Here is a 10217-nt window from a genome sequence, read left to right on the forward strand (position 1 = left end):
GTCCCGCGCTCGCGGCCACGCTGGGTCCCGGTCTGTACGGGGCGACCCTGGAGCTCAAGGTGAGCTTCCTCCGGCCGGCCCGGCCCGGGCGGCTCGTGGGGCGCGGACGCGTCGTGCACAGCGGCAGCACCATCGCCTTCCTCGCCGGGGAACTGCTGGATGACTCCGGGCAGGTGGTGGCCGTGGGGTCGGCGACCACCCGCATCGTGCGCGCCAGCTGAGCGACCGGCCTCACCTCTGGACCTCGGCGGTGTCCACGCCGCCGCGTACGCCGGATCGGTAGCGCAGCAAGGGGATCGCGGTCACGACCAGGCACAGGGAGCCGGAGAGGACGATCGCGGGCTGCAGTCCGAGCCCGGCGACCGCGAGCCCGGCGAGCGTCGCGCCGAACGCGAGGCTGCTGCCGGACACCGCGGTCACCATGCCGAACACGCGGTTCTGCAACTCGACCGGGACACGGGCGTAGAGCATCGCGCCGAGAACCGGCCGGAACGCCGCCTGGGTCACCCCGCAGAGCACCGAGACCACGAGAACCACGGCCAGGCTGTCGGTCAACCCGAGGGTCAGCTGCCGGGGGCCGACGCACAGCGCCACGCTGACGCAGAACGTCAGGTACTGCGGCAACTTCGGGCCGACGATGGTGAACACGATGTTGCCCGCGATCGCGCCGCACGCGAACGCGCCGAGGATGAGGCCGACCGCGGGCGCCGCGCCGAAGTGCGCGTCCACCCACAGTGGCACGAACACCGCGTAGTTGGCCACGGTGAACAGGTTGACCACCGAGGTCATCGCGAGCATCCCGACCAGCAGCCGGTCCTGCCACAGGTGACCGGCGCCGCTCCGCAGTGCGGTGAAGTAGCCCTCCTTCGCCGCCGCGTCCCGGTCCGGCATGGTGCCCGCCGGCGGGTGCACCAGCACTCCGACGAGCAGCGCGGACACCGCGAAGCTCGTGGCGTCGAACCAGATCGCGCCCTGCGGTCCCAACCAGAGGATCAGCAGACCGCCCAGCGGCGCGGCGGTCACCATCGCCACGTTGCCGACCCCGTCGTAGATGGCGGTGGTCCGGATGATCGGCATCCCGGCCGCGTCGCTGACGGGACGGAGCAGGACGTGCTGGGCGCGGCCGCCGACGCCGACGAGCGCGCCCTTGACCGCGACCAGCGCGGCCAGCGGGAGGAACCCGATCTCCGGTGTCGCCGCGACGGCCGCCATCGCCAGTGCGGCAACGCAGTCCGCGACGATCATCGTGCGCCGGATGCCGAGCCGGTCGGTCAGCGGGGTGGCGAACACACCGGCCAGCAGGGCGGGAACGACGGAGGCCATGGAGATCAGGCCCATCTTCGCCGCGCTGCCCGTGCTGGTCAGCACCAGCCACGGCACGGCCACCGTCGTCACGACGCTGCCGAGCATGGACACGACGTGTGCCGCCAACAGCGCGACGAGCCCGATCCGCCGTGCGACGTGGTTGCTGCCCGTCGTCTCGCTGACCGTGCTCAATCCGCCGTACTTCCCGCCAACACGTGCTCAGCCGCGTACTTCTCGCGCAGCTGCCGGGTGTTCGTCTTGCCGCTGCCGGTCCTGGGCAGCTCGTCGACGAAGTCGAACGACCGCGGCGCCCACACCCAGCTCAACCTCTCCGTGACCAGAGCGACGAGCTCCTCCTCGGTCACCGTGGCCTCGTCGGTGCGCACCACGTAGGCGTGGGCGGCCTCACCGAGCTCCGGGTGCGGCACGCCGATCACCGCGACCGCGCGGACCCGCGGGTGGGTGGACAGCACGTCCTCGATCGCGCGCGGGAAGATGTGGTGGCTGCCGAGCGTGGTGATGATCATGTCGCTGGCGCGGCCGGTGAGGTGGATGTAACCGCCGTCGTCGACGTGGCCGAGATCGCCGGTGCGCACCCAGCCGTCCACGAGCGTCTTCGCGGTCTGCTCCGGATTTCCCACGTAGCCGCCGAAGTTGAGCCTGCTGGCCACCCACAGCTCGCCGGTCTCGCCCGTGGGCAGCACGGTCTCGCCGTCCTCACCGCGGATCTCCAGCCGCACGTCGCCGTAGGCCGGTCCACACGAGCCGATCCGGCCCGGATCGGTGCCGACGCCCGGATAGGCCGAGATGAACGGGGATTCCGACAGGCCGTAGGTGATGCGCACGACCGGGCCGAAGCGGTCGACGGCCTGGCGCAGCCGTACGGGGTTGGTGGCCGCCGTGCCGACGCTGAGCACGGCCATCGCGGACAGGTCGCGCTTGTCGATGTCGGGGTGGTCGAGCAGTTCGTAGAGCATCAGCGGGGTGATGAACACGGAGTTGACCTGTTCCCGCTCCACCAGTTCGAGGAACTCCGCGGGGCGGAAGAACCGGGAGACCAGCAGTGTGCCGCCGGTGAACAGGTAGAGGAACGCCGAGGTCTGCCCCGCGACGAACCACATGGGCGTCACGGTGAGGTGGCGGTAGCGCGGTTCGCCGGCCGCCACGATGTGTTCGGCGAGGGTGAGGAGCTGCTCGTACAGGTTCGCCGTGTGGAGCAACGGTTTCGGTATTCCGGTGGTACCGCTGGTCTGGAAGACGCACTCCGCTGCTCCGGTCGCCCTGCCCGGGTCGAACGGCGCGGAGCCTTCGGGGCGCGGCGCGAGGATGTCCGGGCCAGCGCCTCCCGGGCCGACGCAGAGCGCGGGAATCCCGAACTCCTCGACGATTTCCCGACCGATCCGCTCGTGCACCGCCACTTCGTACAGCAGCACCTCCGGTCGCACCTGGTCGAGATAGGCGACCACCTCCATCCGGGTGATGGCGTTGGACAGCCACGCCGTCCGGCAGCCGATCAGGTGCAGTGCGAGCTGGATCGCCTGGGCGTGCGGCGGGTAGCCGAGCAGGATCCCCACCGTGGTGCCCGGCCGGAGCCCCAGGTCCTCGAAGGTCGCCGCGATGTCGAGGACCGCGGCGCGCAGTTCGGTGTAGGTGAACCGGGTCTCGCCGTTGACCAGTGCCTCACGATCCCCGTACGCCGCGAACAGTTCGAGTGCGCGCACCACGTAGTCCGGTCCGGAACCCATCACACTCTCCAGGCGTACTCAGGCGGCGAAGCACGGGGCCATCGCGGCCGACGGATGCGAGCGGGCGAAGCGTACCCGGGGAAGTCGGGAAAACAGACCGCGCAACGTGAATTCCCCTCACAGGGCTGCCGGGCGCGCGGCTGAACGGGTCAGTGAAGTGCTCCCGTCTGGTGAACCTGTTCGCCACGAACAACACCGGGGCCGTGTTCGACGCGCGGGTGCGGTGGCGCCGAGGGCGTACTGTCGCCGCATGACTCCCACGAGGGTTTCCTAGGATGCGGGGAATGTTCGTCACCGGCCCACTTGTCACAAGCGACAGTCCGTTGCGGGTCCGCAGCGCGGTCGGCCGGACCTTCGGCGAGCTGAGCGGTCAGGTGCTGAACCCGACGCTGCGCGGCTACGTCACCGACATGGTGGCTCCATACGGGATCGCGGTGTGCGAGGATCTCATCGAGGAGGGTGTCGGGCACTCCTACGGGGAGATGTGCGCGCCGCTGCTGGACGAACTGGTGCCTGAGGAGCAACCGGCTGACCTACTCGTACTAGCCACCGGAATCCCGGACATCCGCTTCGGACGTTCCACTGCCACCTACCTGAGCTGGCACTGCGCGGGTGCTCCGCTGGCGTTCACGGTCTGCGACCAGGGGCTGCTGGCCGTGTTCACCGCGCTGCACCTGATCGACGGCTACGCACGCACCGGCGCGTGCCGGCGAGCTGTGCTGCTGGTGGCCGAGCAACCGACCCTGTACCACGAACTCCCCGTGCCCACACGTGTTCCGGACCGCGCCGCGGCGGTGGGCGTGGTGCTGGACGCGGACGGACCGCGTGGTGCACTGGCCGTCCGCCGGCACACGAACCTGGCCGAGCACGACGTGCCGGACGTCCTGGCCGCCGAGGTGGCCCGGCTTTCCGGCGACCGGTCGACGCCAACCGTGCTGGTCGGTGCGGGACTGGGCGAGGTGGCGGCGGATCGGCGCCTGGACGCCAACGTGGTGGTGTGCCAGGGGAACCAGCCGTTGACCGGCATCTGGCTGGAGTTGGCGCACCGGTTGCGTGGCTGGCAGAATCACGGGGCGCGGATATTGCTCGCGGATTACGACCCGACACTGGGCTACCTGTTCTCCGCAACACTCTAGTCCGCCGCTAGTCCGCCTCCCCGGATTTTTGAGTGTTGGTTGCGTTCCGGCGTCGGTGCGGATGGCGAGGTGGATTGTGGTTGGGTGCCGTCACGTTCCCCTGAGGTAACTGCTGATCAGGGGTGGACCTTCGCGCAGAGATCCACGGTAGCCCCGATCGACGCGAGCTTGGCGGATCTTCTGTCGTTGTTGCTACTGGGTCTTTGTCTTATTGTGGCGTCTGTTCGTGAGCTACGGTGTCGTTTTCATTTCGTGCCATCGCCTTTTCCAGGGTGGGTGCGACGTTGATGTTGTTGTCGGCGCCGGTGAGGGCGATGGGGCGTAGCACGGCGGGTTGGTTGGCGATCACGCAGAGTCGGCTGTTGAGCTCGGTGCAACGCTGTGTGTGGATGACCAACGTCGCTACTCCGGCGGAGCTGAGATAGGTGATGCCGGTCAGGTCGAGCAGCACCGGGGCCGCGGGTGTGACAGCGTCTTCGGCTTCCCGCAGTTGCTTGGTGAGCTGGTCCACGGTGAACGCGTCGAGTTCACCGCCGGCACGCACGACGACGGCGTCAGGGTGCTGTTCTCGGCGGACCCAGAAGAGGGCCTCGTTCGTGTCTGTCACAGTGGCGACCTCCCCGACCAGGTTGATATGTGGTTCTACCCCGAATTGGTTCTGGTCACGCACGTGAGGTGAGTATCAGGGCTGCTCGAAGCGCCGCCGGACCCGACTGTCGCAGTGGGTTACCGGTGTCCTGCTCTCAGTGCTTCCTCAACGGTGTGATAGAGCGCGAGCACGTCGTCCAGGCCGGTGACGACGATCGGGCGGATCACCGGCCGGTTCGAGTCGACCACGATGCGTAGGGGTTCTCGCCGGGCCTCGGCGAGGTTCGCGGCGTCGACCAGGGCCGCGAGGCCGGCCGAGCCGAGGAACGTCACCGCGGTGAGGTCCACGATGCATTCCTCACCGGCGGTGCGGCGGATCGCGTCGGTCACCGCCGCGTGCAGCACCGGCACCGTGTCCAGGTCGATCTCACCCGCGACGGTGACCACGAGGGTGCCCTCGACAACGCGGTCGGTGATGTCCAGTACCGCTGGGTCGGGGTGGGTTTCGGGGTGCTGGCTCACGGTAGCGCACCGTACCTGATCGTTACATGATCCAGAGGGCGACGGGGCCCGGTGTTCGACTTACGACAACCGGTTCGACATGGCGGTCATGTGCGGGGCGTGGCCGCTGCTGCCGGGACGGTCGAGTGCCAGCTCGGCCCACACCGTCTTGTGGTGGGCGTGGCGTTGGACGCCCCAGCGGGAGGAGAGCCGGTCGACCAGGATCAGCCCGCGTCCGCCGGAGCTGTCCGGTGTCCGTGCCCGAGGTGGGTGTGGGGAGGAGTCGTCGACCTCGATCCGCAGGCGGCTGCCGTTGTCGAGCAGCACGAGCCGGCAGTGGCGGGGAGCGTCGCCGTGTTGGTGTGCGTTGCTGACCAGCTCGTCCGCGACCAGCACCGCGTCCTCGACCATGACCCCGCTGCGGCCGGCCAGCAGGTCGCGAACGAGGTCACGCACGTGGCTGTTGGGAGTCTTGTCCAGGGCGCAGGTGACGTTGGTGGGGCTCGTGCCGGCAGGACGGCGCTCGCCGTCGTCCGCGGGGCTCGCGGGTCGCGCTGACATGGCAACACCTCTGACACGCATCGAGAACGCCGAGTCGGAGCAGAACACCGGTCCGCGCTCAGGTGGGTAAGACATGGTACCCGCAGTTCAGGGGGCTGAAACAACGCGGGCTGACTACCCCTTGCCTTTACCTTTGCCCTTGTCGTTGTTGCCCGCGCCGTTGCCCACGCCCTTGTTCGAGCCCGGACCGGCACCGGGTCCACTGGGGTGCGCGGGTGGCTCGGTGACCCCCGGCTGCGCCGGGGGCGGGGCGCCGCCGGGAGGTGCCGCGGTGTTCGGTGTCCGGCCGGTCGGGGTGGCGGGCCCGTCCGCGTCGACGGCCGGCACGTTCTGTTCGTCGCCGCCCCGCGCTGACGGGGTGGCATCGCCGGCGGCGGGTGCCCTGGTGTGGTGGGACCCGCTCCCGGGCTGGCCGGGGACGGCGGTCGAGGAGGTCATGGCGGTCGCCACCACGACCGCCGCGGCCAGGGCCGCCACGCTCAGCGCGGCGGGCGCGGGGCGGAGCAGCCGGACAGCGCGGGAACGACGTGACCGGACAGTGGCGGTGTGGGCCGGCTCCGGTACCGGTGGGGCTGGAGTGGGCGCTGTGACGAGGGCCGCCGCGGGTTGCTCGGCGATGGTGGCGAGCAGGTGCGCGCAGCGGTCCGCGTCGGGCCGGGCGGCGGGATCCTGGGCGGTCATATCCGCGAGCAGCGTCTGCCAGGACTGGGGGAGCGTGTCGGGGACGCGGGGTGGCCGGGCCAGCCGGGCGAGGGCGGACTCGACCGTGGTGCCGGTGTACTCGGTCCGGCCGGTGAGGCACTCGAGCAGCAGCAGTCCGAGCGCGTAGATGTCGACCGGGGGACCGGCGTCGACGTCGGTCACCTGCTCGGGCGCGAGGTAGGCGGCGGTGCCGACGAACTCGCCCGTGACGGTCAGGTGGGTGGCGCTCAACGCTCTGGCGATCCCGAAGTCCGCGAGGTACCAGGCCCCGGCCTCGTCGACCAGCACGTTGGACGGCTTGATGTCGCGGTGGACCACGTCCTGGGCGTGCACGTAGGCCAGCACCTCGGCGAGCCGCACCCCCAGCCGTGCCACCGCGGCCGGCTCGAGGGGGCCGAGGTCGAGCAGGTCACGCAGCGTGGGGCCGTTGACGAGGTGCATGACCAGGTAGGGCTGCTCACCTTCGAGGCGCACGTCGTAGACCGTGACCAGCCCGGGGTGGGACAGTGCGGCGAGCAACCGGGCCTCGGCCGCGAACCGGTAGAGACCGACGGCGTTACTGCCGGGCTGGTACATCTTGACCGCGACAGCCCGCCCCAGCACGATGTCCACCGCCTCGTACACCGTCGCCGCGCCGCCCCGCCCGAGCAGCGCCCCCAGCCGGTAACGACCGTCCAACAGCCGTTCTTCACCCGACGGTTGTGTCTGCTCAGCCGTCACGACCCAAACCCCTCTCACTCAGGCAGGGGACTACCCCCTGAGGATGAGATCAAATCGGTGAAGCATTCACAACTCCGCACCGTTCCACCGTGCGAACGCTTCGTAGTCGGCCCCGTCGCCGCGCCGGCCGCCGCCGGTGCGGTCGACACGCCGACGAGCGCGAGGGCCATGGCGGATGACGAGACGATCGCTCTCCTCATACTTTCGCCTCCTTCCTCGAGAGTTCAAGGCACAATCCATCCGCAAACTACAAAAAATCGAACATGACGCCTACTCATAGCGTCAGGAATGACGCAACCCCCGGCCGGGCTTCGCGCATCTAGGAATCGAGCAGGGTGCTTCGGCGGAAACACGCGTTGGCCGTAGGGGCCTACGTGTTGGTGTACGGCGTTTCCGGAACAGGCCGGCTGTGCGAGTCAGAGGGTGATGGTGCCGCGGATGTAGCCGACGGTGGCGCCGCCTACCCAGATGGTGCCGTCCGGGTCGGTGGTGATCTCGACGGTGCCGGCGCGGCCGACGCGGGTGCCCTGGGAGACGCGGTAGGTGGTGGGTACGGCGCCGGTGGTGGTGAGCCACTGGGCGACCGAGGCGTGCATGCTGCCGCAGACGGGGTCCTCGGGCACCCCGGCGCCGGGGGCGAAGGTGCGCATCTCGAAGGCGTACTCGGATCCCTCGGGGTAGGCGCCGATCGCGCCGACCATCGCGGTCGGGATGCGGGCGAGGTCCGGCTCGATGGCGAGGACTTCCTCGGCGGTGGCCAGTTGGACGACGGACCAACCGGGGCCGTTGTCGACCCACTGGTGGGCGATCACCTGGTCGTGTTCGATGCCGAACGCGGTGACGATCTGGTCGACGTGCTCGTCGTCGAGTGCGCCGTCGCGGATGACCGGTGGCGCGGCGAAGGACAGGATCTCGCCGCTGCGGCGGACGGTGACCAGGCCCGCGCCGCATTCCTGCACGACGCGGTCGGCGTGGCGGGGTTCGCCGCCGTCGTCCAACCAGGCACGTGCGGACCCGAGGGTGGGGTGCCCGGCGAACGGCAGCTCACCGCCGGGGTTGAAGATCCGCAGTCGGTAGTCGGCCGCCGTGGTGGTTGGTGGCAGGACGAAGGTGGTTTCGGACAGGTTCGTCCAGCGTGCCAGCCGCCGCATGTCCTGTTCGGTCAGCTCCGTCCCGTCGAGGACGACGGCGACCGGGTTGCCGAGGTACGGGGTCGTCGAGAACACGTCGACCTGTGTGAACGCGCGTGAGCGGGGCATGGCTGGCCTTTCGGTGCGGCTGGTCCGGGAGTGGGCGGTCGCCGGCGACGTGCTGGCCGTGATACCTCCTGCGCGGGCACGAGTTCGTGGCACACGTCCGGTGGATAGAGTAGGGCGCGGACCACCGGCACACGAGGGGGAAACGGTGACAGGACAGGCATTCCACGTGGTCGGAGGGGGCGCGGTCGCCAGCGTCCTGGCTGGCAGGCAGCGCGATCTGGTCGAGCTGGTCGCGGAGACGTACGCGGCTCACGGCGCGGGCCGGACGCAGAACCCGGACAGCTACTTCCTGCGGTTCCCGGACCGCGAGAACGCGAGGATCATCGCCCTGCCCGCCCGGCTGCGGACCGGCCAGGACACCGCCGGGATCAAGTGGATCAGCAGTTTTCCGGACAACCACGCGCTTTCGCTGCCGCGGGCGTCCGCCGTGGTCGTGCTCAACGACATGGCCACCGGCCGGCCGGTGGCCTGTGTCGAGGGCGCGCGGATCAGCGCCACCCGCACGGCGGCGTCAGCGGCGCTCGGGGCCGCGCTGTTGCACCCGACGCGGGAGGTGGCACGGGTCGCCGTGGTGGGGGCGGGGCCGATCGCCGAGACGGTGCTGGACTTCCTGCTGGGCACCGAGTGGCGGGTGGGCGGGTTCCGGGTGACCGACCTGGTCGCCGACCGCGCGGGTGCGCTGTGCGACCGCCTGCGGGAGCGGGGCGAGCGGGCCGAGCCGGTCCCCGACGTCGCCCAGGCCGTCCGCGGAGCGGACCTGGTCCTGTTCGCCACGACCGCCGCGGAGCCGTACGTCCACGACGCCGGCCTTTTCGGTCCACAACAGACGGTCCTCAACATCTCGCTGCGCGATCTGGGTGTCGGGGTGATTCTGGCCGCGCAGAACGTGCTCGACGACGTGGACCACTGCCTGAAGGCCAACACCTCACCGCACCTCGCCGAACAGGCCACCGGGAACCGCGAGTTCGTCGCGGGCACGCTGGCCGACGTCCTCGCGGGACGCCTGTCCCCGGACAGCGGACGGGTACGGGTGTTCTCGCCCTTCGGGCTCGGTGTGCTGGACCTCGCGGTGGCACGTTTCGTGCTCAGCGAGGCGGTCACCCTCGGCCTGGCGCACCGGATCGACGACTTCTTCGGCGCCGACGCGGGCTGACCCGCCGGCCCGGGCCGACCCGGCTCACGGGGAGGTGCCGACGCGGCGGAAGGCACGCAGGGCGGCCGGAACCACGATGACCAGCAGCAGGACCAACGTGATGATGGCCGCCAGGACGGGGTGGCGGGTCGGCAACGAGCCACCCGCACGGGCCGGGGCGTTGCCCCACAGGGTGTGCAGCGCGGTGACGACCGCGGTGACCGGGTTCCACTCGGCCAGCCCGGCGAGCCAGCCCGGCAGGCTGCCCAGCGGCACGAAGGCGTTGGACAGGAACGTGAACGGGATCGTCACCAGGAACGTCACCGACGCCACGGCCTCCGCGCTGCGCAGCGCGAGCCCGATGAGCACGCCCAGCCACGACAGCGCGAAACCGGTGGCGAGCAACAGACCGAAACCGGCCACTGTGGACAGTGGTCCGCCGTGCACCCGCCAGCCGATCAGGTACCCCACCGCGGTCATCACCACGCACGCGAACGCCGAGAGCAGCAGGTCGGCCATCGTCCGTCCGATGAGGACGGCGGAGAACGACATCGGCAGGGACCGGAAC

General features: G+C 70.2%; 11 protein-coding genes. 3 read left to right on the top strand and 8 right to left on the bottom strand.

Annotated elements, in window-relative coordinates; all coding sequences use genetic code 11:
- Positions 1 to 221: PaaI family thioesterase (locus ACJ73U_RS35885; protein WP_407782209.1), on the top strand; the 221-nt coding region annotated here is incomplete at its 5' end.
- A 10-nt stretch (positions 222 to 231) separates the two neighbouring features.
- Here ACJ73U_RS35885 and ACJ73U_RS35890 read toward each other — a convergent pair.
- A complete protein-coding gene (locus ACJ73U_RS35890; RefSeq protein WP_407782210.1) occupies positions 232 to 1497 on the bottom strand; it encodes an MFS transporter in 1266 nt (421 codons plus the stop codon).
- Positions 1494 to 3050, bottom strand: a complete 1557-nt coding sequence (locus tag ACJ73U_RS35895; RefSeq protein ID WP_407782211.1) for an AMP-binding protein — start codon at positions 3048 to 3050, stop codon at positions 1494 to 1496. Before ACJ73U_RS35895 ends, ACJ73U_RS35890 begins: the two co-directional genes overlap by 4 nt.
- A gap of 275 nt (positions 3051 to 3325) precedes the next feature.
- Between ACJ73U_RS35895 and ACJ73U_RS35900 the strand changes: the two genes are divergently transcribed.
- Positions 3326 to 4186, top strand: a complete 861-nt coding sequence (locus tag ACJ73U_RS35900; RefSeq protein ID WP_407782212.1) for a hypothetical protein — start codon at positions 3326 to 3328, stop codon at positions 4184 to 4186.
- A gap of 208 nt (positions 4187 to 4394) precedes the next feature.
- Here the strand turns inward: ACJ73U_RS35900 and ACJ73U_RS35905 are convergent, their stop codons facing one another.
- From ACJ73U_RS35905 to ACJ73U_RS35925, 5 genes are all read right to left on the bottom strand, one after another.
- On the bottom strand, positions 4395 to 4856 hold the full coding sequence (locus ACJ73U_RS35905) for an STAS domain-containing protein (RefSeq protein ID WP_407782213.1): 462 nt from the start codon (positions 4854 to 4856) through the stop codon (positions 4395 to 4397).
- A 56-nt stretch (positions 4857 to 4912) separates the two neighbouring features.
- Positions 4913 to 5296 carry an anti-sigma factor antagonist gene (locus tag ACJ73U_RS35910; RefSeq protein WP_407782214.1) on the bottom strand — a complete coding sequence of 128 codons (384 nt, stop codon included), beginning with the start codon at positions 5294 to 5296 and terminating at the stop codon, positions 4913 to 4915.
- Positions 5297 to 5356: 60 nt separating this feature from the next.
- Positions 5357 to 5836 (bottom strand): ATP-binding protein, encoded by a 480-nt coding sequence (locus tag ACJ73U_RS35915; protein WP_407782215.1) that lies wholly within the window; start codon positions 5834 to 5836, stop codon positions 5357 to 5359.
- Positions 5837 to 5950: 114 nt separating this feature from the next.
- On the bottom strand, positions 5951 to 7258 hold the full coding sequence (locus ACJ73U_RS35920) for a serine/threonine-protein kinase (RefSeq protein ID WP_407782216.1): 1308 nt from the start codon (positions 7256 to 7258) through the stop codon (positions 5951 to 5953).
- 416 nt (positions 7259 to 7674) lie between these two features.
- Positions 7675 to 8517, bottom strand: a complete 843-nt coding sequence (locus tag ACJ73U_RS35925; protein ID WP_407782217.1) for a PhzF family phenazine biosynthesis protein — start codon at positions 8515 to 8517, stop codon at positions 7675 to 7677.
- 145 nt (positions 8518 to 8662) lie between these two features.
- On the opposite strand from ACJ73U_RS35925, the gene sbnB reads away from it, so the two are divergent.
- On the top strand, positions 8663 to 9670 hold the full coding sequence (gene sbnB, locus ACJ73U_RS35930) for a 2,3-diaminopropionate biosynthesis protein SbnB (protein WP_407782218.1): 1008 nt from the start codon (positions 8663 to 8665) through the stop codon (positions 9668 to 9670).
- A 24-nt stretch (positions 9671 to 9694) separates the two neighbouring features.
- Here sbnB and ACJ73U_RS35935 read toward each other — a convergent pair.
- On the bottom strand, positions 9695 to 10217 hold a 523-nt coding region (locus ACJ73U_RS35935; protein ID WP_407782219.1), incomplete at its 5' end, for an ABC transporter permease.

It is taken from the genome of Actinophytocola sp. (assembly GCF_045807065.1).
Lineage (GTDB): Bacteria > Actinomycetota > Actinomycetes > Mycobacteriales > Pseudonocardiaceae > Actinophytocola.

Excerpts from the sequence above, each read along its gene's own strand:
- ACJ73U_RS35895 (WP_407782211.1), bottom strand. The coding sequence starts at position 3,050 with ATGGGTTCCGGACCGGACTACGTGGTGCGCGCACTCGAACTGTTCGCG.
- ACJ73U_RS35900 (WP_407782212.1), top strand. The coding sequence starts at position 3,326 with ATGCGGGGAATGTTCGTCACCGGCCCACTTGTCACAAGCGACAGTCCG.
- ACJ73U_RS35915 (WP_407782215.1), bottom strand. The coding sequence starts at position 5,836 with ATGTCAGCGCGACCCGCGAGCCCCGCGGACGACGGCGAGCGCCGTCCT.
- ACJ73U_RS35925 (WP_407782217.1), bottom strand. The coding sequence starts at position 8,517 with ATGCCCCGCTCACGCGCGTTCACACAGGTCGACGTGTTCTCGACGACC.